Origin of the sequence: Actinacidiphila sp. bgisy167, assembly GCF_965342175.1 — a bacterium.
GTDB lineage: Bacteria > Actinomycetota > Actinomycetes > Streptomycetales > Streptomycetaceae > Actinacidiphila.
Genome location: NZ_CBDRBL010000040.1, coordinates 1 through 23,559 on the forward strand (window position 1 = coordinate 1; position 23,559 = coordinate 23,559).

Here is a 23,559-nt window from a genome sequence, read left to right on the forward strand (position 1 = left end):
GCTTCCTTCGAGACCGTCTCACCGGCCCCTCCGGGCTTTCCCTTCGTTGTCTCCAGCTTAGCAGATCCGATTTCCTTCTCTGCCACCCTCTGGAGGGGGTTCCGCCTTCCGGCTTTCGCTTTCCGGCTTTTCCGACTCTATCAGACCGTTTCCGTCCTGATCCCCAGTCAGCGGGGCTCGTCTTCCAGGCCGTTGGGCCGTTCCGACTGGTGAGACATTAGCGGATCAATGGCGCTCGATGCCAATCGAGCAATTCCGTCGATCCTCATTCCGAAAAACGCACACACGAACGAGACGGCACGCGGCCGTTCGTGGATGTGATCTTGCGGAATGGCTGCCCGGGGCCGACCGAAGCCGGTGTTCACCGGCGGGCAACCCGGAGAACATTACGGATGCCCCACACGTCTGTCAAACCGGCAGGCGGGGTCAGTCCAGATCCTGCAACCGGCCACCCGCGTCGGGCTGGTCGGCCTCGACACGGCGGAGCAGACGGGTCAGCAGGTCGCCGAGGACGTTGCGCTCGTCGGCTGCGAGGTCCTGGAGGAGATCCGCCTCGAAGACGGAGGCCATACGCATCGTCTCCAGCCACTTGCCGCGGCCGAGGTCGGTGAGCTCGACGATGACGCGGACGCGGTTGCTCTCGTCGCGCTCCCGGGTGACCAGGCCTTCCGAGACCATGCGGTCGATGCGGTGGGTCATGGCAGCGGGGGTGAGGCCGAGCCTCTTGGCCAGGTCGCCGGGGCCGAGGCGGTAGGGGCGGCCCACGACCACAAGGGCCTTGAGCACCTCCCATTCGGCGCTGGTGATGCCGACGGCCGACAGGTGCCGGCTGTAGCCCACGTTCATGCGGCGGTTGAGCCTGCCCAGCGCCGTGACGATCTTCTCGACCTGGGGGTCCACCTCGGGGTACTCGCGCTGGTAGATCGCGATCTGCTCATCGAGATCCAGCTCCTGTGGGGTGCCGGCGGGACCTTCGGCTGCACTCGTCATGGCAGGAGTGTGCCATGAAACCCGTTCGACCTAAAGGCTTCCGGCATGTACTGTTTAGCTTCGAAATTTAAACTTGAAGTCTTCAAGTTCAAGGACTACTGACCTAAGGGGTGAGTGTGACCACCGCGATGGGCGCCGCGCTGCGCCGGATCCAGCTGGGCAACGCGCTGAGCGCGTTCGGCAACGGCTTCACCGTTCCGTTCCTGTTCGTCTATGTGGCCCAGGTACGGGATCTGGGAGCAGGTACGGCAGGTGTGGTGCTGTCCGCGTTCGCCGTCGCCGCGCTCGCCGTTCTGCCGTTCACCGGTCGGGCGATCGACCGGAGCGGCCCGCTGCCCGTGGTGCTGGCCGGTGCGCTGGCGGCGGCGGTGGGCGCCATGGGCTTCGGGCTCGCCTCGAGTGCGCCCCTGGTGATCGCCGCCTCCGCGGTGATGGGCGCCGGCATCGCCGTGATGCAGCCGGCGCTGGCCACCCTCATCGTGTGGTGCTCCACGCCGCGTACGCGGTCACGGGCGTTCGCGACCCAGTTCTTCCTGAACAACCTGGGGCTGGGCGTCGGAGGACTGCTGGGCGGGCTGCTGGTGGACACCTCGCGGCCGGGCTCCTTCACCCTGCTGTTCTCCGTCGAGGCGGCGATGTTCGTCGTCCTCGGTGTCGTCGCGGCCTCCGTACGGCTGCCGCGGCCCGCGCGCGTGGAGGGGGCGCCGGCGCAGAAGGCGGCCGGGGGCTGGCGGGCGCTGCTCGCCGACCGGGCGATGGTGCGGTTGTGCGTGCTGGGCGGGGTGTTGTTCTTCGCCTGCTACGGGCAGTTCGAGTCGGGGCTGTCGGCGTACGCGGTCGAGGTGACCAAGGTGTCGCCGGCGACGTTGGGCGTGGCCCTCGCGGCGAACACCGCTGCGATCGTGGTGGCGCAGTTCCTCGTCCTGCGGCCGGTGGAGCGGCGGCGGCGCAGCCGGGTGATCGCGGCGGTCGGTCTGCTGTGGGCCGTGGCATGGGTGTTCGCGGGTCTGTCCGGGCTGACGGGCTCCGCGCACGGGCTCGCGACGGCGATGCTGATCAGCACCTATGTGCTGTTCGGGCTCGGCGAGGCGATGTTGTCGCCCACGGTGGCGCCGCTGGTGGCGGACATGGCCCCGGAGCGGATGGTCGGCCAGTACAACGCGGCGTTCGCGCTGGTGAAGCAGCTGGCGCTGGCCGTGGGGCCGGCGGTCGGCGGGCTGATGGCGGGCAGCGGGAGGTACCCCGAGTACATCGTGATGCTCGTCGCGTGCTCGCTGGCGGTCAGTGTGCTCTCGGTGCGGCTGGGCCGACGCCTGACGGTCGGACAGGACGCGCCGATGCGGGAGCCGGTGCTGGCGGCCTGATCCTCCGTCAGTCGGGGAGGGCGAACTCGCACCACACCGCTTTGCCACCGCCCGGGGTCCGCCGGGATCCCCAGGCGGAGGCGATGGTGGCGATGATGGAGATGCCCCGGCCGGCCTCGTCGGCCGGTTCGGCGCGGCGGCGGCGCGGCAGGTGCTCGTCGCCGTCGGTGACCTCGACGATCAGGCGCCGGTCGGTACGCCGCAGCCGCAGCCGCATGGGCGGGACGCCGTGCTGGAGCGAGTTGGCGACCAGTTCGCTGGCGGCGAGGACGCCGAGGTCGACGAGTTCGACGGGGAAGCGCCACGAGGTCAGCACACCCTGGGCGAAGGCACGGGCGCGGGGGGCCGCCTCGATGCCGCCGAGCAGTTCCAGGGAGGCGCCCCGGAACAGCTCGGAGTCGTTGCCCTCGCGTTGGGGGTACTGCATGACGAGCACGGCGACGTCGTCGGCGTGCTCGGAGGTGACGCCGAGGGCGCGCAGCAGGCGGTCGCAGATGACCTGGGGGCTGCCGGTGGCGCCGGACAGGGCGTTCATCAGGGCGGAGACGCCCTCGTCGATGTCCTCGCCGCGGCGCTCGATGAGGCCGTCGGTGTAGAGCACGGCGGTGGCGCCCGTTCCGAGGGGGACGGAGCCGGAGGTGTGGATCCAGCCGCCGGTGCCCAGCGGGGGGCCGGTGGGTTCGTCGGCACGGCGGACGGTGCCGTCGGCGTCGCGCACGACGATCGGCAGATGGCCGGCCGACGCGTAGGACAGCCGTCCCTCGCTGGGGTCGTGGACGGCGTAGACGCAGGTGGCGATCTGGGTGGCGTCGATCTCGGCGGCCAGGCCGTCGAGGAGCTGGATGACCTCGTGCGGAGGCAGGTCGAGGCGGGCGTAGGCGCGGACCGCGGTGCGGAGCTGGCCCATGACGGCGGCGGCGCGGACGCCGCGGCCCATCACGTCGCCGATGACGAGCGCGGTGCGGCCGGCGCCGAGCGTGATGACGTCGTACCAGTCGCCGCCGACGGCGGCGTCCTTGCCGCCGGGCTGGTAGGTGGCGGCCACCCGCAGGTCGTCGGGTTGTTCGAGCTCCTGGGGCAGCAGGCTGCGCTGGAGGGTGACGGCGGTCGCGTGCAGGCGGCGCTCGCTCTCGCGGAGGCGTTCGGCGGACTGCACCTGGTCGGTGACGTCGGCGGCGAAGACCAGGACGCCGCCGGTGTCGCCCCCGTCGTTCACCGGGACGGGGCTGCAGGTGAGGGTGAAGTAGCCCTGCCGGGTGGCGGTCGAGACCTTGCGTGCCTTGACGGTGCGCGGCTTGCCGCTGCGGAAGACCTGGTCCATCAGGGGGAGCAGGCCGAGTTCGGCGAGTTCGGGGAGCGACTCGCGGGCGGGCTCCCCGGGGGTGCGGGGCCCGAAGACCTCGGCCCAGGCCTCGTTGACGTATCCGAGGTGGTGGGTGGGCCCGTGCGTGACCGCGATGAGGGCGGGCAGCCGGCCCAGCACCTCGCGTACGGGGAGGGCGTCGAGGGTGTGCGCCGGCGCGCCCGGTTGCTCGGCGGACTCCCCGCGCGCCGCGGGAACCGCTCCGCCGGACGGGGGTTCGGCATCGGCGGCCGCCGCCTGGGCGTTGCGTCGTTGTGTTCCGGGGAGCCGGGCGCTCCAACGCGTGAGGTTCAAACGTCCGATTCCTCGTATGTGTCACTCTTTGCGGGTGCTGGCGCACGGTTGGTCACATGGACCAGTGTGGCCGACTCACCGCTCCGGGGGAATCGGCCACCGCATCCGCACTGGCGGTCAGGGCGCGTCGGGCTTGCGTCCGGTCTCCGCGGCGAGCTCGAACTCGGCACGCGGGTGCTCCAGCGAGCCGAGCGAGACGATCTCCCGTTGGAAGAGTCCGGACAGGACCCATTCGGCCAGGATGCGCGCCTTGCGGTTGACGGTGGGCATCCGGCTCAGGTGGTACACGCGGTGCACGACCCAGGCGGGCAGGCCCGTGAGCCCGCGCCCGCGGATCCGCGCCACGCCCTTGTGGAGTCCGAGCGAGGCGACCGAGCCCGCGCACACATGACGGTAGTCGGTCAGGGGCTCGCCGCGCAGGCTCGCGACGATGTTGTCGGCCAGGACCCGGCCCTGTCGCAGGGCGTGCTGGGCGTTGGGGGCGCACAGGGCATCCGGGTCGTCGGAGGTGAGGTCCGGGACGGCGGCGGCGTCGCCCGCTGCCCAGGCGTTCTCCTCTCCGGCGATCCGCAGAGCCGCGGTGCACCTGATCCGGCCGCTGCCGACGAGCGGCAGGCCGGTGCGGGCCAGCACGGGGTGCGGTGTGACGCCGGCCGTCCACACCAGGGTGCGGGTGGGCAGCCGGGAGCCGTCGTCGAGGGCGGCGATGCGGTTGTCGCAGGATTCCAGACGGGTGTTCAGGCGGATGTCGACGTTGCGGCCGCGCAGCTCCCGGATGGCGTACCGGCCCATCTCCTCGCCGGTCTCGGGCAGGATGCGGTCGGCGGCCTCGACCAGGATCCACCGCAGGTCCTCGGCCTCGACGTTGTGGTAGTGGCGCACGGCATGGCGGGCCATGTCCTCCAACTCGGCGAGGGCCTCGACGCCCGCGTAGCCGCCGCCGACGAACACGAAGGTCAGGGCCGCGTCGCGGACCTCGACGTCCCGGGTGGAGGAGGCGATGTCGAGCTGCTCCAGGACGTGGTTGCGCAACCCGATGGCCTCCTCGACGGTCCTGAATCCGATGCCGTGCTCGGCGAGGCCGGGGAGGGGCAGGGTGCGGGACACGGAGCCGGGCGCCAGCACGAGGCAGTCGTAGGGCAGTTCGAGCGGAGGGGAGCCCTCCTCCTCGGTGGCGAGGGTGGATACCTCTGCGACCCGCCTGCCGTGGTCGATGCTCCGGACCTCGCCGACGACCAGCGTGCTGCGGCGCAGGACCCGGCGCAGGGGCACCACGACGTGCCGGGGCGAGATGGAGCCGGCCGCAGCTTCGGGCAGGAAGGGTTGGTAGGTCATATAGGGCCGCGGTTGGACCACGACGATCTCCGCTTCGCCGCGTCTGAGCCGGCGCTGCAACCGCGCGGCGGTGTACATGCCGACATGACCGCCGCCGACGAGCAGGATGCGCGGGATCCCCGATGACACGCCGTACGGCCCCTCGAGTGCTGCCATCGTTCCATGAGGCAACGGGCTCTCGGGGTTTGTCCACAGGGCGTACGGCGGCGAATGGCCGAATCCCGTCGTCCGGCAGGTCACGGGCACCTTGCCGACCGGTGCGGGGCGCCGGAAAGGGGAGCCCGCGGCCGCGGTGCTCCGATCGTGCGCGGTTCCCCCCTTCATTCTTGACCAGGGCTCAACTATGTTCGTGTTCCACCGGGGTGCTCGCGCGGCGTCGTCCGCCGCCTCCCGGGGATCATGGGGTGGGGAGTCTCCGGGGGGAGACGCGATCAACCGGGGGATACACATGCATATCCAGGACCCTCAGTGGGCGGTGGCCACGACCGTCGGCGGCCCCGCGGACCCGGGCCTGCGCGGTGCAGGCGGGGGCCGTACCGCCCCGCTGCGCGTGGACGCGCAGCGCAACCTCGAACACGTCCTGCGGGCCGCCCGCGAGGTCTTCGGCGAGCTGGGGTACGGCGCGCCGATGGAGGACGTGGCACGGCGGGCCCGGGTGGGCGTCGGCACCGTCTACCGGCGCTTCCCCAGCAAGGACGTGCTGGTGCGGCGCATAGCCGAGGAGGAGACGGCGCGGCTGACGGAGCAGGCGCGCTCGGCCCTGAGCCAGGAGGAGGAGGCCTGGTCGGCGCTCTCCCGCTTCCTGCGGACCTCGGTGGCCTCCGGGGCCGGGCGGCTGCTGCCGCCGCAGGTGCTGCAGGTGCAGCCGGCCGGTGCGGCGGACGGGACGCGGGTGCCGCAGCAGCGCGGCGGGGCCGACGACGCCGCGTCGGGCGGCGGGACGACCACGCTGCTGGACGTCGTCGGGCAGCTGGTGGAGCGGGCGCGGGAGGCCGGTGAGCTCCGCGCGGACGTCTCGGTGGCCGACGTGCTGCTGGTGATCGCGACCTCGGCGCCGTCGCTTCCGGACACGGCCCAGCAGGCGGCCGCCTCGGCCCGCCTGCTGGACATCCTGCTGGAGGGGCTGCGCTCCCGCCCGGGCGCACAGGGCGTCGTCGAACACTGACGAGGCTCACCCGTGCGGGTGACGACCGGCGTCCTGGGAGCGAAACTCCCCGGACGGGTGGTTCTGATGCTTGACAGGTCGTCGGACGGTACGGGTATGTCACCGTTGCGCCCGTGGATGAAGGAAACGGAGAGTCCGGTCCGCCTGCGGAGGCGGGCGACTCCGAGGGGAGCCCGCCGGCCGGCCGCGTTCCCGGACAGCGGGAGCCGCTCGCGGAGCGCCTCCCCGAGGCCTCGGACGATCCCGGGGCGCAGCCGTCCGACGCCGACCTGGTCGCCCGGGTGCGCGGAGGCGACGACAGCGCGTACGAGCAGCTGTACCGGCGGCATGCGGCGGCCGTACGGCGCTACGCGCGCGGCTGCTGCCGCGACCGGCACACCGCCGAGGACCTGACCGGAGAGGTCTTCGCCCGCACGCTGCAGGCGATCCGCGGGGGCAGTGGTCCGGACGCCGCGGTGCGCGCCTATCTGCTCACCTCGGTGCGGCGGGTGGCCGCTTCCTGGGGCGGCACCGCCCGGCGGGAGCAACTGGTCGGGGACTTCGCCGTGTTCGCGACCGCGTCGGCCGGCGGCTCGGCGGGCGAGGGGGCCCAGGAGCCGGGCGCGGACGTGCGCGCCATGCGCGAGGCCGAACGGTCGCTGGCCGTCCAGGCCTTCCGGACCCTCCCCGAGCGCTGGCAGACGGTGCTGTGGCACACCGCGGTCGAGGAGGAGTCGCCGGGCACAGTGGCGCCGTTGCTCGGGCTGTCGGCCAACGCGACGGCCGTGCTGGCGCACCGCGCCCGCGAGGGGCTGCGCCAGGCCTATCTGCAGGCGCACGTGTCGTCCTCGCTGACCGCGGGGGAGTCCTGCGCCCGCCACGCGGACCGGCTCGGCGCGCACGCCCGCGGCGGTCTGCGGACGCGGGCCGACCGGGAGCTGCGCAAGCACCTGGAGGGGTGCGTCAGATGCCGTACGGCCGCCGCCGAGCTGGCGGACGTGAACGCGGCGCTCAAGGGGCTGCTGCCGGTCGCGGTCGTCGGCTGGTCCGGCGCCGCGTACGCGGCGAAGGCGGCGGGCGTCGCCGCGGGCGGTGCGGCGGCGGGCGCGGGCGGTGCGGCGGCGGGCGCGGGCGGCGTCGAAGGGGCCGCCGCCCCGGTGAAGATCGCCGCGACAGCGGGGCTGGCGCTCGCGGCGGCCGGTGCGGTGGTGGCGATCACCCTCGCGGGGGACGGCGGCGCACCGCACCCCCGGGCGGAGAGCAGGCCCTCGGCGGCGCCGGTCGTCCCGCCGCCGCCCGCACCGCTCCCCTCCCCCTCGCGGACCCCGACACCGTCCGTCCGGGTCCCGGAGCGGGCCACCGCCCCGGCCCCGACGGAGCCGGAGCATCCCGTCCAGCAGCCGGCGCCCGTGCCCACCGAGCCGCCGGAGCCGTCCCCGAGCCGCCTCCCACGACCCCCAGCCACGCCCTCCCCCACCCCCACCCCGCCCCCGGGGCCCGAGCCGGTGGTGCACCGGCTCAGCGGACTCCGATACGGCCTCACCGGCCGCCCGGACCAGCCCGCGATCCGGCTCGGGGACTGGGTCTGGCGGCGCTGGGACCTCGGCATCGGCGGCACGCGCTACTCCGACGGCGTCACGGTCGGCGGGCACTCCACCGTCACCGTCGCCCTCAACCGCTCCTGCACCGCCTTCGACGCCGTCGTCGGCATCGACGACGTCGCCCGGGGCCTCGGCGCGGCGCGCTTCTCCGTCCACGGCGACCACGGCCGGCTGTGGCGCTCCGAGGTGCTGCGCGGCGGTGACCCCGGGGTGCCGGTACACGTGCCGATCACCGGGCAGAGCACCCTCCGGCTGGAGGTCGAACCGGCGCGAGGGTTCCCCGCGGTGAACGTCGCGGACTGGGCGCTGTCGCGGCTCAGCTGCGGCTGAGCCGCGCCGCCGTACGGCGCGCTCAGCCCTCCGGGACCTCGCACGCGCCGTCGGCGCAGGCGTCCGCCGCGGGCACGGCCGGGGTTGCGCCGGTCTCCTCGGCGACCTGCTCCAGCACGCGCAGAAAGGTCGCGGACTCCTGGCCGCCCTGGACGGCCCACTTGCCCTCGAAGACGAAGGTGGGGACGGAGTTCACGCCGATGCCGGCGGCCCGGTCGATCTCGGCGAGCACTTCCGCGCGGCCCTCGTCGGAGGCGAGGAACTCGGCCGCGCGATCGCGGTCCAGCCCGGCCTCGGCGGCGAGCGCGGCCAGGGTGTCGCGGTCGCCGACGTCGGCGCCCTCGGCGAAGTGCGCCACGAGCAGCCGGTCCTTGAGCGCGGCCTGCTCCTTGGCGCCGTAGGCGGTCAGGGCGTGCCACAGCAGACGGTGGGCGAGCAGGGTGTTGTTCTCGATGGCGCGGTCGAAGTCGAAGGCCAGGCCCTCGGCGCGGCCGAGCTCCGCCACCCGGGCGTCCATCGCCGCGGACTGCGGGCCGAAGCGCTCGTCGAGGTAGGCGCGGTGCGGCTCGGGGGTCGTGGACTTGCCCGGGTCGAGCTGGAAGGGCCGGTAGACCACTTCCACCTGGTCGGCCTGCGGGAAGGCGGCCAGTGCCCGCTCGAAACGCCGCTTGCCGATGTAGCACCAGGGGCAGGCGACGTCGCTGTAGATCTCGACCTTCATGCTGTCTCCGTCATCCGAGCCATCAGTTGAATGCTCAAGGATGCATCGGGCCACCCTTCCCCGGCCATACCCCCTCCGGGGCCGCCGCCCTGCCTCCCGCTGCGGGGGCGTGCGGACCTCCACTCGGCGATCTTCAGAGAACGAAGGTTTGTTGAAGATCGGGATGTGGGCCCATGACGGGGAACGAAGGTGCCCGGAGCCGTCAACCCTGACGATCGTCACGATCTGGTGTTGCCGTTCGGCTCGGGTTCCTGGCTGTTCCCGCTTCTACGTTCGGGCCTCATGGAACGAGAACCGCGGATGAAGGTCCGAGCCGGTCGGCTGCTCGGCGCGTTGGCCGTCTTGGGCGTGGGAGCAGGAGTTGTCACGTGGCTGGCCCCCGGTGGGCTGGGCGAGGCTGATGCTGTCGAGGTCACGGATGGAGTTTCGGCGTCCGCGTACCGGTCGGTGGCCGGGGCGGTGGCGGATGCGCCGTCGTGGCTGGGCCCTCTCCTGGAAGTGGCCACCGAGGGCACTTTGGTGATCCTCGGAATGTTGACGAGGGGCGCCATGACCCCGGGGCCCACACGTACCGCCCGCAGCACGTGAACATGCCAGTCCAGGACGTCCAGCCCCGGAGGCGCCCCCGGCCCCCGACAGACCTGCGAGGCGCCCACTGGACGCGCCGGACGGGTCCCCCCGGCCGAAGGGTGGGGGGAGGGTGGGCGGGATGCGGAAATCCGCAACCGCCACCACACACGCCCGCACACGGCCGACAACAATCCTTGAAAAGCGCCCTACCGGGAGGGGCCCCCGTCGTGGTCGTCATCCTCGTCGCGCGGGCCGAGCAGTTCGTCCGCGAGGGAGGGGAGGTCGTCGAGGGGGGTCTCCTCGGCCCAGGAGGGCCGGGGGCGGCGGCGCCCCTCCTCCGGGACGGACGGCATCTCGCGCGTGCGCTCGTTGTCCGGGTCGTGCTGCGCCCCTTCGGGCGCCTCCGACCGGAAGATGCCGGGCGGCACGCGGTCGGCGGGGGCCACCGTCGGCAGGACGGCTGTGTCGTCCACCGCGCGAGGGGTGACCGGCGGCAGGACCGCTGTCTCCTCCACGTCACCACCCTCGGCTGAATGTGCGGACGCCGCCGGCACCGCGGGCTTCGAGAAGTCCGGGAAACCCGGCTTGACCGGCGGCAACACCGCCGTCTCCTCCACGTCACCACCCTCGGCTGAATGTGCGGACGCCGCCGGCACCGCGGGCTTCGAGAAGTCCGGAAGACCCGTCGACCCCGTCGACGCCCCCTGCGGGCGGGGCGTCTCGACGGTCTGCGTCGCGTCCTCCGCATCGATACGGGCCTGCTCGGCACGCATCAGGGCCTCCTCGGCCTTGCGCTGGCGCTCGAGGCGGCGTTCCTCGGCCTCGGCACGGAGGCGGACCTGCTCCTCGGCCTGGCGGCGCAGCCGCTCCTGCTCCTCGCGGCGGACGCGCTCCTCCGCCTCGCGGCGCGCGCGCTCTTCGTCCGCCTGCCTGCGGGCCTCCTCGGCCTGGCGGCGGGCCTCCTCTGCGGCGGCCTCCTCGGCTTCCCGGCGGGCGGCCTCCTCCGCGAGACGGCGGCGTTCCTCCTCCTCCGCCCGGAGCTTCTCCAGCTGGGCCTGGCGCTCGCGTTCGAGCCGCTCCTCCTCGGCCTTGCGGGCGGCCTCCTCCTCGGCACGCAGGCGGGCCTCTTCCTCGGCGCGGCGGCGGGCCTCTTCCTCGGCGCGGCGGCGGGCCTCCTCGCGGGCCGCGATCTCCTTCTCCGACAGGGGGAGGATCTCGTCGAGGCGGTGCCGTATCACCGTGGTGACGGCCTCCGGCTCCTGTCCCGCGTCGACGACCAGGTAGCGCGCGGGGTCGGCGGCGGCAAGGGTGAGGAAGCCGGTGCGCACGCGCTCGTGGAACTCCGCCGGCTCGGACTCCAGCCGGTCGGGCGCCTCGGTGAAGCGCTCGCGGGCCGTCTCGGGGGTGACGTCGAGCAGCACGGTCAGGTGCGGGACGAGCCCGTCCGTCGCCCAGCGGGAGATGCGGGCGATCTCGGTCGGCGCGAGGTCGCGCCCGGCTCCCTGGTAGGCGACGGAGGAGTCGATGTAGCGGTCGGAGATGACGACCGCGCCGCGCTCCAGCGCGGGACGTACGACGGTGTCGACGTGCTCCGCGCGGTCGGCGGCGTAGAGCAGGGCCTCGGCGCGGTGGGACAGCCCGCCGCTGGAGACGTCGAGCAGGATGGACCTCAGCCGCTTGCCGACGGCCGTGGCGCCCGGCTCGCGGGTGACGACGACCTCGTGGCCCTTGCCGCGGATCCACGCGGCGAGGGCCTCGACCTGGGTGGACTTGCCGGCCCCGTCGCCGCCCTCGACGGCGATGAAGAACCCGGTGGGCGCGGGCGCCTGCTCGGGGTCACCGCCGCGCAGCGCCTCGCGCAGGTCGCGGCGCAGGGGGACGCCCTGGCGGTCGTCGGTCTTGCCGAGGACGAGGGCGGCGACGGGCAGCAGCAGCGCGCCGATCAGCATGAGGGCGTACGCGGCGCCGCCGTGGTCGAAGGTGAAGTGCCCTTCGGCGAGGCGGTGGGGGCCGATACCGCCGGCCAGCAGGGGAGCGCCGACGGCGCCGACCGCCATCAGCAGGAGCGCGACCGCGTGCAGGTGGTCGGTGGCGCGGGCCCGTCCGGACTCCTCGGTCTCCTGGTCCACCAGGACATGGCCGGTGTTGGCGGTGATGCCGGCCGCGACGCCGGCGAGCAGGGCCAGCAGCAGCACGGCCGTCGGGTCGGGCACGATTCCGCTCAGCAGCAGGGCCAGACCCGTGACGGCGATGGCGAGGGCGAGCAGACGGCGCCGGGAAAGGCCCGGCAGGGTGCGCGGGGCGATCCTGATGCCGAGCACGGGGCCGGCGGTGAGCGCCAGCACGAGGAGGCCGAAGCCCACCGGACCGCCGCCGAGATCGGCTGCATGCAGTACGGCGAGCGCGACGGCGGCGGCGATGGCACCGGCGACGGCGGCGGTGCCGAACACGAGCAGCGGCACGGCGCCGGTGCGCCCGCGGTCCTTGCCGCGCAGGCCCCGCAGGGGGGAGCGGAGGGTGGCGGCCTGGTCGCCCGGCAGTTCGAGCAGGTACAGGACGGCGCCGGAGGCCGCGAACAGCCCCGCGGCGACGTAGGAGGCGAGGGCGGCCTGGTGGGCGCCGAACCAGTCGACGCCGAGGCCGATCAGGTTGCCGACGAGCGTGACGACGACCAGGGTCGCGGCGGCGAACGGGAAGGCGACGAAGCTGGTGCGCCGGTCGAGGCGGCGCAGCGCGTCGAGACGGTCGGGCAGCGGGCGTACCGTTCCTGCACCGGGTGCGGGCGCGGGCAGCAGGCCGGGGGCGGCGCCGTCCTTGGCGACGGTCCACAGCCGTTCGGACACCCCGGTGACGAAGACGGTGACCAGCAGCCAGGCGACGGCGTCGTCCGGCACCCAGTCGATCCACAGCGGGGCGACGATCAGCAGCGCGAGGCGTACGAGGTCGGAGCCGATCATCGTCCACCGGCGGTCGAGCATGCCGTCGGGCCCGGTGAGGGAGCCCAGCGGGCCGAGCAGTACCGCGCCGAAGAGCAGGTCGGCCAGCAGGCGCGCGGCGAAGACGGCCGCGACGGCGAAGGCCACACCTCGGTAGCCACCGCCGAAGGACTGGGCGCCCACGACGGCCTGCGCCGTCAGGACGACCAGGACCAGCAGGGAGAGGCGGTCGCCGATGGTGCCGCTCAGCTGAGCGCCCCACAGCCTGCGCAGCGGCGGGATCTTCAGGAGCGCGCCCACGGCGCGCTGCCGCGAGTCGGCTTCGAGTGCGTCGGCGAACGTGTCCGTTGGCTGCTCGGATCGCGTCATTACGCCAGCCTATCCGGACACCTTGTCGTGCCGGAGAGCGCCTGCCGGGACCGGTACCGGCCTGCGGCTCCCGTCCGGTGCTACTCGGCGGACTCCGCGGCCGAGGCGGCGGGCTTCTTAGCCGTCGTCTTGGCGGCCGTCTTCTTGGCGGCCGTCTTCTTGGCCGTGGTGGTCTTGGCCGCCGTCTTCTTCGCGGCGGTCTTCTTCACCGCCGTCTTGGCCACGGTCGTCTTGGTCGCGGTCGTCTTCTTCGCCGGGGCCTTCTTGGCGGCGGTCTTCTTCGCCGTCTTCTTGGCGGGGCCCTTGGCCCGCTTCTCGGCGAGCAGTTCGTAGCCGCGCTCAGGCGTGATCGTCTCGACGTCGTCGTCGCGGCGGAGCGTCGCGTTCGTCTCGCCGTCGGTGACATACGGGCCGAAGCGGCCGTCCTTGACGACGACAGGGCGCTCGCTGACCGGGTCGGTGCCCAGTTCCTTCAGCGGGGGCTTGGCGGCGGCCCGGCCGCGCACCTTCGGCTGGGCGTAGATCGCCAGGGCCTCGTCGAGGGTGATCGTGAAGAGCTGCTCCTCGCTCTCCAGCGAGCGCGAGTCGGTGCCCTTCTTCAGATACGGGCCGTAGCGGCCGTTCTGCGCGGTGATCTCGACGCCCTCGGCGTCGGTGCCCACGACGCGCGGCAGGGACATCAGCTTGAGGGCGTCCTCCAGCGTCACCGTATCGAGGGACATCGACTTGAAGAGGGAGGCGGTGCGCGGCTTGACCGCGTTCTTGCCGGTCTTCGGGGTGCCCTCGGGGAGGATCTCGGTGACGTACGGGCCGTAGCGGCCGTCCTTGGCGACGATCTGGCGGCCGGTCGCCGGGTCGGTGCCCAGCTCGAAGTCGCCGCTCGGCTTGTTGAGCAGCTCCTCGGCGAGCTCGACGGTCAGCTCGTCCGGCGGCAGGTCGTCGGGGACGTCGGCGCGCCTTCCGGTCTCGCCCTCGGCCTCGCCGGACTTCTCGACGTACGGGCCGTAGCGGCCGACGCGCAGCACGATGCCGTCGCCGACGGGGAAGGAGGAGACCTCGCGGGCGTCGATGGCTCCGAGGTCCTCGACCAGTTCCTTCAGGCCGCCGAGGTGGTCGCCGTCGCCGTTGCCCGCGTCGGCGGCGCCGCCGACCGGGGTGTCGCCCTCTCCGAAGTAGAAGCGGCGCAGCCACGGCACGGCCTGGGCCTCGCCGCGGGCGATGCGGTCGAGGTCGTCCTCCATCCGCGCGGTGAAGTCGTAGTCGACGAGCCGGCCGAAGTGCTTCTCCAGCAGCCCGACGACGGCGAAGGAGAGGAAGGACGGCACCAGGGCCGTGCCCTTCTTGAAGACGTAGCCGCGGTCGAGGATGGTGCCGATGATCGACGCGTAGGTCGACGGACGTCCGATCTCGCGCTCTTCCAGCTCCTTGACCAGCGAGGCCTCGGTATAACGGGCGGGCGGCTTGGTGGCGTGGCCGTCGGCGGCGATGTCGCGCGCCGTGAGCGCGTCGCCCTCGGTGACGGCCGGCAGCCGGCGCTCGCTGCTGTCGAGCTCGGCGTTGGGGTCGTCGGCGCCCTCGACATAGGCCTTCATGAAGCCGTGGAAAGTAATGATCTTGCCGGAGGCGGAGAACTCGACGTCCCTGCCGTCGGCGGCACGGCCGCCGACCTTGACGGTGACGGACTGGCCGACCGCGTCCTTCATCTGGGAGGCGACGGTGCGCATCCAGATCAGCTCGTAGAGGCGGTACTGGTCGCCGGTCAGGCCCGTCTCGGCCGGGGTGCGGAAGCGGTCGCCCGAGGGGCGGATCGCCTCGTGCGCCTCCTGGGCGTTCTTGACCTTGCCGGCGTAGACGCGGGGCCGGTCCGGCAGGTAGTCGGCGCCGTAGAGCTGCGCGACCTGGGCCCGGGCGGCGGCGACGGCGGTCTCCGACAGGGTGGTGGAGTCCGTACGCATGTAAGTGATGAAGCCGTTCTCGTACAGCTTCTGGGCGACCTGCATGGTGGCCTTGGCACCGAAGCCGAGCTTGCGGCTGGCCTCCTGCTGCAGCGTCGTCGTGCGGAAAGGCGCGTACGGCGAGCGGCGGTACGGCTTGGACTCGACCGAGCGGACGGAGAAAGCGGCGCCCTCCAGGGCGGCGGCGAGGGCGCGGGCGGCGGCCTCGTCCAGGTGGAGGACGTTGGCGCCGTCCCTGAGCTGCCCGTTCGCACCGAAGTCGCGGCCCTGCGCCACACGCTTGCCGTCGACGGCGTTGAGCTTGGCCCCGAAGGTGCCGGGGTCGGTGGCGTCGCCGGCCCGTCCGGTGGCGAAGGTCGCGGAGAGGTCCCAGTACTCGGCGGAGCGGAAGGCGATGCGCTCACGCTCGCGCTGGACGACCAGCCGGGTGGCGACGGACTGGACACGGCCGGCCGACAGCCGCGGCATGACCTTCTTCCACAGCACCGGCGAGACCTCGTAGCCGTAGAGGCGGTCGAGGATGCGGCGGGTCTCCTGGGCGTCGACGAGGGTCTGGTTCAGTTCGCGGGGGTTGCGGACGGCTTCCTGGATGGCGTCCTTGGTGATCTCGTGGAAGACCATCCGGCGGACCGGGACCTTGGGCTTGAGGACTTCCTGCAGGTGCCAGGCGATGGCCTCGCCCTCGCGGTCCTCATCTGTGGCGAGCAGGAGTTCGTCGGACTCCTTGAGCAGGTCCTTCAGCTTCTTGACCTGGGCCTTCTTGTCCGCGTTGACGACGTAGATCGGCTGGAACTCGCTGTCGACGTTGACGCCGAGCCGCGCCCACGGCTGGCCCTTGTACTCCGCCGGCACTTCGGCGGCCCCGTTCGGGAGGTCGCGGATGTGCCCGACGCTGGCCTCGACGACATAGCCGGGGCCGAGGTAGCTCTTGATCGTCTTCGCCTTGGCAGGCGACTCGACAATCACGAGTCGGCGGCCGCTGCCCTGTGCGGTCTCGCGGGTCGGGGACAACTTCGCTCTTCTCTCCGGGTCGAAGGTGGTCTCGCTGCGGAGTGTGACCGTACATCCCGGTCCCGTGTCAAACGGGAAAAGTCCGCAACGCCACTCGAACGGTAACCCGACAAGCGTCCTGTCTGCCGCACGGACTGCCGCCCATGTCCGATTTGCCCAGCTCAGAGGATCAGGAACAGCCAGACCCCGACAAGAAGCGAAACGGCCCCGGAGAGACCCGCCGCGGCGGCCGATGCCGGGCCGCCGTCGCGGACCACCGGCAGCCGCCGCAGCGACCGGGCGACCGTCCAGGCCAGCAGGACCGCCCCGAACACCGCGCACACCGTCCCGGCGAAGACCCCCGGCACTGTTTCCATGAGCATGACCCCCGGCATCCTCAGGCGCCCCTCGGCGCTCCACGACCGAACCCCCCGCAGTCACGGAGAGTGGCACGTCGGGGCGACAAAGGGACGAACCCGCCGTGAACGCCACCCGAAGGAGCTGGCCGATTCCTTGCGCTTCGGCCGCCTGGCCGGCCGCCTGGCCGCCGCCTGTCCCGCCGGTTCGCGTCCCCCGTGCCCGCGCCGCTCACCCGCGCGCCTCGCTTCCGTACCTCTCGGCTCTTGACCGGCCTGACAAGATGTCCGGATACAAGGAACGTTCTCTCGGGGGGAGTCCCGCATGTCCGACCCGCACAACCCGTACGGCCAGCCCAAACAGGACGGTTACGGCTACCCGCAGCAGCCCCCGGCCGGCCCCGGCGGCTACGGGCAGCAGCCGGGCTACGGCTACCCGCAGCAGGGCTACCCCCAGCAGGGGTACGCCCCGGGGTACCCGTCCGCCTACCCCCCGGGCGCCTACACCGGCGACCCCAACGCCCCGTACGGCTACGACATGTACGGCCGCCCACTGTCCGAAAAGTCCAAGGTCGTGGCGGGCGTGCTGCAGCTGCTGGTGGGCAGCCTGGGCATAGGCCGCTTCTACGTGGGCGACGTCGGCATCGGCATCGCGCAGCTCCTCACCTGCGGCGGCCTCGGCATCTGGGCGCTGATCGACGGCATCCTCTTCCTGACGAGCAACGACCGCACCGACTCCCAGGGCCGGATCCTGCGCGGCTGAGGACGCGAGGACGCCGAGGACGCCGAGGACGATGACCTCACCGCGACGCAACCGCCTGGGGGCCGTGGCCGCACGACCGGCCGCGGCCCCCCTGGCCTCGCTCGTCGCCGGCGCGGCGGGCGCCGCCTATCTGTGGGGCACCGACCCGCACCAGCCGGGCCACTGGCTGCCCCGATGCCCCTTCAACTTCCTGACGGGACTGCTCTGTCCCGCCTGCGGCGCGACCCGCATGGTCTACGACCTGATGCACGGCGACCTCCCGGCCGCCTTCCACGACAACGCGCTGCTGCTCCTGGCGAGCCCCTTTCCCCTCTATCTGTACGCGCGGTGGGTGACGGAGGGGCTCCGCGGCCGGACGTACCGGCCGACGCTCACCAAGCGCGCGCAGGCGGCGGTTCTCGGGGTGGCCGTGACGTGGGCGGTCGTACGCAACGCGGTTTGACAACGCAGTGATCACGGTTGCGTGACGTCTGCTCATCAGAGCAACGGATGGTGTTTTCACCTGCCAGGATTCAGCCATTCCTAGCGGGGGCCGGATCGAACGATGCGTGTGCTCCCGCTGAGACGTCCCCATTGCACAAGGAGCACGTTCCATGGCCACGCCCGCCACCCCTGACGCCCCGTTCGGCCTCGACCCGTCCGGCCGTCCGCTGTCCGACAAGTCCAAGGTCGCCGCCGGTCTCCTCGGCATCTTCCTCGGTGGTCTCGGCATCGGCCGCTTCTACACCGGCCACACCAAGATCGGCGTCCTGCAGCTCCTCGTCTCGGTCATCACCCTGGGCGCCGGCGGCCTGTGGGGCTTCATCGACGGCATCGTCCGCCTCGCTGCCAGCGCCCCCACCGACGCGCAGGGCCGCGTCCTGCGCTGACCACCCCGCGTCCCGGCCCGCCTCCGCTCCCCGCGGCGGCGGGCCGTCGCGTTCCCGCTCACACCGGCTCGATGAAGCCCTGCTCCACCAGCAGCCGGATCGCCTCCGGCGTGCGGTTCCGCAGCGTCACCGGGTCCTCGCCCAGCAACTGGGCGATCGCGTCCAGGATGCGACCCGCCGTCAGCGTCCCGTCGCACACGCCCGCGAAGCCCGCGCCGACCGTGTCCACCCGCGTCGCGCGCCGCATGCCGCGGTTGGCCCGCAGGACGACGTGCTCCGGGTCCTCGGCGCCGGGCAGGCCCACCTGCTCCTGCACGACCTCGTCCGCCAGCCGGAAGCGCTCGTCGAGCAGAGCCGCGTCGTCCCGGGCGCGCAGGAAGTCCTGGCGGTCGAACCATGCCGCGATGTGCGGGCCGAGCGGCTGCTCGACGGGGTGCGGCCACTCCTCGGCGACGACGACCGGCCGGTCGGCGCCCGTCCTGCGCACGGTGATCCAGCCGAAGCCGACGGCCCTGGTCTTGCGCTGCTCGAAGGCGTCCAGCCACGCGTCGTACCGGGCGGCGTACGCGTCGGGGCCGGCCACGTGGTCACCGCCGTCCCGCAGCCACAGCTCCGCGTACTGGGTGACGTCCTGCACCTCGCGCTGCACGATCCAGGCGTCGCAGCCGTCGGGCACCCAGGTCGCGACCCGGTCCTGCCAGTCCTCGCCCTCGGTGTGCTCCCAGTTGGCCAACAGCTGGAGGTAGCCGCCCTCGGCGAGGTGGTCGGCGGCCTGCCGGACGACGGTGCGGCACAGGTCGTCGCCCGCCATGCCGCCGTCGCGGTAGGTGAAGCGGCTGTCCGGTGAGATGACGAAGGGCGGGTTGGAGACGATCAGGTCGTAGCGCTCGCCCCCGACGGGCTCGAAGAGGCTGCCCTGCCGGACGTCCGGCTCGGGGGCGCCCGACAGGGCGAGGGTGAGCCGCGTGAAGTGCAGGGCTCGGGGGTTGAGGTCGGTCGCGGTGACCCGGGTGGCGTGCCGGGATGCGTGCAGGGCCTGGATGCCGGAGCCGGTGCCGAGGTCCAGCGCGCGGTCCACGGGCGTGCGGACGGTGATCCCGGCGAGGGTCGTCGACGCACCGCCGACGCCCAGTACCAGATCCGCCCGGTCCACTCCGGGCGTCGTACGGATGCCGTTCGCGCCGCCCACGGCGCAGCCCAGGTCGGAGACGATGTACCAGTCCTCGCCCTCGTCACCGCCGTAGGGGCGGACGTCCACCGTGGCGCGCACCTCGTCGCCGTCCCGGACGAGCCAGCCGTCATTGAGGGCCGCCTCGAGGGGCAGGACGTCGCGCAGCCGGGTGTACGGGACGGGCTGCTGCAGCAGGAAGAGCCGCACCAGGCTCTCCAGCGGGCCGCCGCCACGGGTGGCGCGCAGGGCCGGCACGGTCTCCGCCCGGGAGAGCGCGGCGTAGGCGGTGGCCCCGAGCAGGTCGAGGCAGCCGTCGGCCGTGAAGGCGGCGGCGCGCAGCGCGTCGCGGAGGCGGTCGGCGCGGTCGGGGGCGGGCAGGGACTGCGGGGGCGGCTGCGTACTCACGCTGCCATTGTCACCCCGGAAGGGGCGCCCGCCGGGCTCCACCCGCCCTCGGGCGGTCAGGACTTCGAGGGTGAGGCCGTGGAGTCCTGGCAGCCGGGCTGCCTGGCCATGGCCTGGCCGACCTCGCCCCGGCGCAGCGTGTCGAGCGCCTGTTCACCGCTCTTGCTCACCTTGGCCAGGTTGTCGGAGACGCTCTTCAGACCGTCGGCGAACTTCGCCTGGTCCGAGACGGGCAGCGCGTCGACCTGCCCCCGCAGGTCCGCGTAGGCGGTCGCCAGGGAGTTGAGGTCGCCGACCGCGTCCTGCTTGAGCTTCGCGCCGTTGTCGACCGGGGGGTCGCCGGCCTTGCCGACGATGCCGGCGAGCGCCTTGTAGGCGTCCGAGATTTGCCCGAACGCCGTGGAGTCGGCGTCTCTGACCTCTTGCGGCTTGGCGTCGCTCGGGGTGTTGCTGATGTGGGTGTTCGCGTCGTTGATCTTCTTGACCTGGACGGCGGCCGGGTCGCAGACCTTCTTCGCCCAGGCGTCGAGCTCCTTGTTGCCGTCGCCGCATCCCGACAGCGACCCCGTCGCGAGGATGACAGCCGTGACGGACAGCGCAGCCGCGAGTTTGTTCTTCACGGCCCCGGAACCTACACGGCTCCTGTGGGCGGGCCGCATCCCTTCCACGCGATGCGCCCACGATTGCCCCTTATGAACCAAGAACAGGGTGATGCATCTGACGTGGCACGAGCGGCGGGCGCCACCCCGGGGATGACGCCCGCCGCCGCGACCGAGTGGGCTCACTCCACGTCAGACCGTTGCCGTCGCGTTCGGGTCGGTGGACCGCTTCGTGCTCTGGCTGTCGTCGTGGCCGGCGTCGGCACCCTCGTCGTCACCGACGGTGATGCCGCGGCGCTTCGAGATGTAGACGGCGAGCACGATGACCAGGAGCGCCACAACCGCGGCGCCGATCCGCACGGCGAGGTTGGCGTCGTCGCCGTAGGAGAACTGGACCACCGCGGGGGCGACCAGCAGCGCCACCAGGTTCATGACCTTGAGCAGCGGGTTGATGGCCGGTCCCGCGGTGTCCTTGAAGGGGTCGCCGACGGTGTCGCCGATGACGGTGGCGGCGTGGGCCTCACTGCCCTTGCCTCCGTGGTGGCCATCCTCGACGAGCTTCTTCGCGTTGTCCCAGGCGCCGCCGGAGTTGGCCAGGAAGACCGCCATGAGCGTGCCCGCGCCGATGGCCCCGGCCAGGTACGCGCCCAACGAGCCGATGCCGAGCGCGAAGCCGACGGCGATCGGGGCGAGCACGGCGAGCAGACCTGGGGTGGCCAGCTCGCGGAGGGCGTCCCTGGTGCAGATGTCGACGACGCGCCCGTACTCGGGCTTCTCGGTGTAGTCCATGATCCCGGGCCGCTCGCGGAACTGACGGCGGACCTCGAAGACCACGGAGCCGGCGGACCGGGAGACCGCGTTGATGGCCAGTCCGGAGAAGAGGAACACGACGGCCGCGCCGAGCAGCAGGCCGACCAGGTTGTTGGGCTGGGAGATGTCCAGGTCCAGCCACCGCAGATCGCCGGCGGAGATGTTCGCCTCCCGCACCGCTGTGTCGACGGCCTCCTTGAAGGAGCCGAACAGCGCCGTCGCCGCGAGCACGGCGGTCGCGATGGCGATGCCCTTGGTGATCGCCTTGGTGGTGTTGCCGACCGCGTCGAGGTCGGTGAGGACCTGGGCGCCCTCGCCGTGGACGTCGCCGGACATCTCGGCGATGCCCTGGGCGTTGTCGGACACCGGGCCGAAGGTGTCCATGGCGACGATTACGCCGACGGTGGTGAGCAGACCGGTGCCGGCCAGCGCGACCGCGAACAGGGCGAGCCAGATGGAGGCACCGCCCAGCAGGAACGCTCCGTACACCGACAGACCGATGAGGACGGCCGAGTACACCGCGGACTCCAGGCCGACGGAGATGCCGGACAGGACGACGGTGGCGGGCCCGGTCAGCGACGTCTTGCCGATGTCGCGCACAGGACGCCGGGTGGTCTCGGTGAAGTAGCCGGTGAGCTGCTGGATGAGCGCCGCCAGCACGATGCCGATGGCGACCGCGACCAGCGCGAGGATGCGCGGGTCGCCGGCGTGCGAGGCGATGTCGCCAGGCACGTTCGCCAGTTCCGCGTAGGTCGAGGGCAGGTAGGCGAAGGCCGCGACGGCCACCATGGCCAGCGAGATCACCGCGGAGACGAAGAAGCCGCGGTTGATGGCGGTCATGCCGCTGCGGTCCTTGCGACGGGGGGCCACCGCGAAGATGCCGATCATGGCGGTGAGCACGCCGATCGCCGGGATGAGCAGCGGGAAGGCCAGGCCGGAGTCGCCGAAGGCGACCTTGCCGAGGATGAGCGCGGCCACCAGGGTGACGGCGTACGACTCGAAGAGGTCGGCAGCCATGCCCGCGCAGTCGCCGACGTTGTCGCCGACGTTGTCCGCGATGGTGGCCGCGTTGCGCGGGTCGTCCTCGGGAATGCCCTGCTCGACCTTGCCGACCAGGTCGGCGCCGACGTCCGCGGCCTTGGTGAAGATGCCGCCGCCGACACGCATGAACATGGCGAGCAGCGCCGCACCGAAGCCGAAGCCCTCGAGCACCTTGGGCGCGTCGGCCTTGTAGACCAGCACGACGACGGCGGCGCCGAGAAGCCCCAGGCCGACCGTGAACATGCCGACCACTCCGCCGGTGCGGAACGCGATCTTCATCGCGCGGTGCGAGACGGTCGTCAGGTCCCCCGCGGGCTCACCCGGCGCTGGGGTCGCGGCCCGTGCGGCTGCGGCCACGCGGACGTTGCTGCGCACCGCCAGCCACATGCCGATGTAGCCGGTGACCGCCGAGAAGCCGGCGCCCACCAGGAAGAACACGCTTCGGCCGATGCGCTGCGACGTGGTGTCGGCGGGCAGCAGCATGAGCAGGAAGAACGCGGCGATCGCGAAGATTGCCAGCGTGCGGAACTGCCGTGCGAGGTAGGCGTTGGCACCCTCCTGCACGGCAGCGGCGATCTTCTTCATGCTGTCGGTGCCCTCGTCGGCACGGAGCACCTGACGCACCAGCACCACGGCGAGCGCCAGGGCGGCCAGTGCCACCACCGCGATCCCGAGCACGAGATTGCGGTTGCCGTCGGTCAGTACGGGTGATGCGGCCAGTGGTTGAGCGATGTCCTGCAGGTGAGGGGTGAGTGGCCCCGCCATTCGTCCTCCTTGACGTTTGGCACGTGGGCGCGCGGCTCCGGCGACTTCGCAGCCGCGACGCTCAGGCTTGTGAGAGCTGAGCAAAGATGGACGGATTGTAGGGAGCCGAACTAGATCAAAACAGGGCGCAGGAAGCGAAATTCGCACAGGCCGGGGACACGGCAAAGGAGGTCGCGCGTAGACATCACCGAAAAAGGTGAACAGTCACCTGGTAAGTGGATCAACTTCCGGGTGAACGCGGGATGCCGAGCGCACCTGCGGCGGCAGCTCGCAGGCGGCTCGGCGGAAGTGTGAGAAGGGGGCCGCTAGGAGAGCGCGGCCGGATTCAGCGGCCAGCTCATCCGGATGACATCGCCGTACTCGCCCGAGAAGACCTCGACGTCGTCGACCAGACCGCTGATGACCGCCAGGCCCATCTGGCTCTCGTCCTCGGCCTCGGAGGAGTCGGGGGACGGGGGGGAGCTGTCGGGAAGCGGCCCGGAGCGCTCGGCGGGGTGGTCGCCGCGGGCCGAGGGCACGGCGGCGGCGTCGGCGGAGTGGTCGTCCGCCTCGGAGGACTTGTCGCCGACCTCGATGGAGAACTTCTTCTCCTCCTCGGTCAGCACCACCCGGACCGGACGCTCCGCACCACCGCTGCGGTACAGCCCCACGGCGCGGCTGCACGCCTCACCGACGGCGAGGCGGACCTCGTCGAGGACGGCCTCGTCCACCCCTGCCCTGCGGGCTACCGCAGCCGCCACCAGTCGTGCGGTGCGGACGTGCTCCGGCAGTGCGCTGAAGAGCAGTTCTACGGTGGGCATGGCCTCCCCCTCGTGCCT

17 protein-coding genes are annotated in these 23,559 nt (G+C 72.4%); 6 read left to right on the forward strand and 11 right to left on the reverse strand.

Annotated features, from left to right (window positions below; translation table 11 throughout):
* Window positions 1-426: 426 nt before the first annotated feature.
* Window positions 427-990: a MarR family winged helix-turn-helix transcriptional regulator gene (locus tag ACRWND_RS16950; protein ID WP_431950110.1), complete on the reverse strand. Its 564-nt coding sequence runs from the start codon at window positions 988-990 to the stop codon at window positions 427-429.
* Between the two features lie 116 nt (window positions 991-1,106).
* On the opposite strand from ACRWND_RS16950, the gene ACRWND_RS16955 reads away from it, so the two are divergent.
* Window positions 1,107-2,354: an MFS transporter gene (locus ACRWND_RS16955; protein WP_431950112.1), complete on the forward strand. Its 1,248-nt coding sequence runs from the start codon at window positions 1,107-1,109 to the stop codon at window positions 2,352-2,354.
* Window positions 2,355-2,361: 7 nt separating this feature from the next.
* On the opposite strand, the gene ACRWND_RS16960 is transcribed toward ACRWND_RS16955, so the two are convergent.
* Complete coding sequence (locus tag ACRWND_RS16960) at window positions 2,362-4,011, reverse strand: ATP-binding SpoIIE family protein phosphatase (RefSeq protein WP_431950114.1); 1,650 nt, start codon at window positions 4,009-4,011, stop codon at window positions 2,362-2,364.
* 117 nt (window positions 4,012-4,128) lie between these two features.
* Complete coding sequence (locus ACRWND_RS16965; RefSeq protein WP_431950116.1) at window positions 4,129-5,502, reverse strand: NAD(P)/FAD-dependent oxidoreductase; 1,374 nt, start codon at window positions 5,500-5,502, stop codon at window positions 4,129-4,131.
* Window positions 5,503-5,794: 292 nt separating this feature from the next.
* Here ACRWND_RS16965 and ACRWND_RS16970 point away from each other — a divergent pair, with 292 nt between their 5' ends.
* Window positions 5,795-6,511: a TetR/AcrR family transcriptional regulator gene (locus ACRWND_RS16970; protein WP_431950118.1), complete on the forward strand. Its 717-nt coding sequence runs from the start codon at window positions 5,795-5,797 to the stop codon at window positions 6,509-6,511.
* A 113-nt stretch (window positions 6,512-6,624) separates the two neighbouring features.
* Window positions 6,625-8,421, forward strand: a complete 1,797-nt coding sequence (locus ACRWND_RS16975) for a sigma-70 family RNA polymerase sigma factor (protein WP_431950120.1) — start codon at window positions 6,625-6,627, stop codon at window positions 8,419-8,421.
* Window positions 8,422-8,443: 22 nt separating this feature from the next.
* Here the strand turns inward: ACRWND_RS16975 and ACRWND_RS16980 are convergent, their stop codons facing one another.
* The 4 genes from ACRWND_RS16980 to ACRWND_RS16995 form a co-directional block, all read right to left on the reverse strand.
* The gene (locus tag ACRWND_RS16980) at window positions 8,444-9,142 is read right to left on the reverse strand and encodes a DsbA family oxidoreductase (RefSeq protein ID WP_431950122.1); all 699 of its coding nucleotides are present in this window, start codon (window positions 9,140-9,142) and stop codon (window positions 8,444-8,446) included.
* A 776-nt stretch (window positions 9,143-9,918) separates the two neighbouring features.
* The gene (gene tmk / locus ACRWND_RS16985; protein WP_431950124.1) at window positions 9,919-13,017 is read right to left on the reverse strand and encodes a dTMP kinase; all 3,099 of its coding nucleotides are present in this window, start codon (window positions 13,015-13,017) and stop codon (window positions 9,919-9,921) included.
* Between the two features lie 80 nt (window positions 13,018-13,097).
* The gene (gene topA, locus ACRWND_RS16990) at window positions 13,098-15,983 is read right to left on the reverse strand and encodes a type I DNA topoisomerase (RefSeq protein WP_431950126.1); all 2,886 of its coding nucleotides are present in this window, start codon (window positions 15,981-15,983) and stop codon (window positions 13,098-13,100) included.
* 161 nt (window positions 15,984-16,144) lie between these two features.
* Window positions 16,145-16,345 carry a hypothetical protein gene (locus tag ACRWND_RS16995; protein WP_431950128.1) on the reverse strand — a complete coding sequence of 67 codons (201 nt, stop codon included), beginning with the start codon at window positions 16,343-16,345 and terminating at the stop codon, window positions 16,145-16,147.
* A 298-nt stretch (window positions 16,346-16,643) separates the two neighbouring features.
* Here ACRWND_RS16995 and ACRWND_RS17000 point away from each other — a divergent pair, with 298 nt between their 5' ends.
* The 3 genes from ACRWND_RS17000 to ACRWND_RS17010 all read left to right on the forward strand — a co-directional run bounded on the left by ACRWND_RS17000 (window position 16,644) and on the right by ACRWND_RS17010 (window position 17,950).
* Entirely contained in the window at window positions 16,644-17,081 is a 438-nt protein-coding gene (locus tag ACRWND_RS17000) for a TM2 domain-containing protein (RefSeq protein WP_431950130.1), read from the forward strand.
* A 31-nt stretch (window positions 17,082-17,112) separates the two neighbouring features.
* Window positions 17,113-17,523: a DUF2752 domain-containing protein gene (locus ACRWND_RS17005; protein ID WP_431950132.1), complete on the forward strand. Its 411-nt coding sequence runs from the start codon at window positions 17,113-17,115 to the stop codon at window positions 17,521-17,523.
* A 151-nt stretch (window positions 17,524-17,674) separates the two neighbouring features.
* Complete coding sequence (locus ACRWND_RS17010) at window positions 17,675-17,950, forward strand: NINE protein (RefSeq protein ID WP_431950134.1); 276 nt, start codon at window positions 17,675-17,677, stop codon at window positions 17,948-17,950.
* Between the two features lie 58 nt (window positions 17,951-18,008).
* Here ACRWND_RS17010 and ACRWND_RS17015 read toward each other — a convergent pair whose 3' ends face one another.
* The 4 genes from ACRWND_RS17015 to ACRWND_RS17030 all read right to left on the reverse strand — a co-directional run bounded on the left by ACRWND_RS17015 (window position 18,009) and on the right by ACRWND_RS17030 (window position 23,541).
* Window positions 18,009-19,526 carry a DUF7059 domain-containing protein gene (locus tag ACRWND_RS17015; RefSeq protein ID WP_431950136.1) on the reverse strand — a complete coding sequence of 506 codons (1,518 nt, stop codon included), beginning with the start codon at window positions 19,524-19,526 and terminating at the stop codon, window positions 18,009-18,011.
* A 56-nt stretch (window positions 19,527-19,582) separates the two neighbouring features.
* Window positions 19,583-20,146, reverse strand: a complete 564-nt coding sequence (locus ACRWND_RS17020; RefSeq protein ID WP_431950138.1) for a small secreted protein — start codon at window positions 20,144-20,146, stop codon at window positions 19,583-19,585.
* Window positions 20,147-20,317: 171 nt separating this feature from the next.
* The gene (locus ACRWND_RS17025; RefSeq protein ID WP_431950140.1) at window positions 20,318-22,741 is read right to left on the reverse strand and encodes a sodium-translocating pyrophosphatase; all 2,424 of its coding nucleotides are present in this window, start codon (window positions 22,739-22,741) and stop codon (window positions 20,318-20,320) included.
* A 305-nt stretch (window positions 22,742-23,046) separates the two neighbouring features.
* On the reverse strand, window positions 23,047-23,541 hold the full coding sequence (locus tag ACRWND_RS17030; protein ID WP_431950141.1) for an ATP-binding protein: 495 nt from the start codon (window positions 23,539-23,541) through the stop codon (window positions 23,047-23,049).
* Window positions 23,542-23,559 lie beyond the last annotated feature (18 nt).

Coding starts and splice junctions, on each gene's coding strand:
- ACRWND_RS16950 (WP_431950110.1), bottom strand. CDS start 990: ATGACGAGTGCAGCCGAAGGTCCCGCCGGCACCCCACAGGAGCTGGAT.
- ACRWND_RS16965 (WP_431950116.1), bottom strand. CDS start 5,502: ATGGCAGCACTCGAGGGGCCGTACGGCGTGTCATCGGGGATCCCGCGC.
- ACRWND_RS16970 (WP_431950118.1), top strand. CDS start 5,795: ATGCATATCCAGGACCCTCAGTGGGCGGTGGCCACGACCGTCGGCGGC.
- ACRWND_RS16980 (WP_431950122.1), bottom strand. CDS start 9,142: ATGAAGGTCGAGATCTACAGCGACGTCGCCTGCCCCTGGTGCTACATC.
- tmk (WP_431950124.1), bottom strand. CDS start 13,017: ATGACGCGATCCGAGCAGCCAACGGACACGTTCGCCGACGCACTCGAA.
- ACRWND_RS16995 (WP_431950128.1), bottom strand. CDS start 16,345: ATGCTCATGGAAACAGTGCCGGGGGTCTTCGCCGGGACGGTGTGCGCG.
- ACRWND_RS17000 (WP_431950130.1), top strand. CDS start 16,644: ATGTCCGACCCGCACAACCCGTACGGCCAGCCCAAACAGGACGGTTAC.
- ACRWND_RS17005 (WP_431950132.1), top strand. CDS start 17,113: ATGACCTCACCGCGACGCAACCGCCTGGGGGCCGTGGCCGCACGACCG.
- ACRWND_RS17010 (WP_431950134.1), top strand. CDS start 17,675: ATGGCCACGCCCGCCACCCCTGACGCCCCGTTCGGCCTCGACCCGTCC.
- ACRWND_RS17025 (WP_431950140.1), bottom strand. CDS start 22,741: ATGGCGGGGCCACTCACCCCTCACCTGCAGGACATCGCTCAACCACTG.
- ACRWND_RS17030 (WP_431950141.1), bottom strand. CDS start 23,541: ATGCCCACCGTAGAACTGCTCTTCAGCGCACTGCCGGAGCACGTCCGC.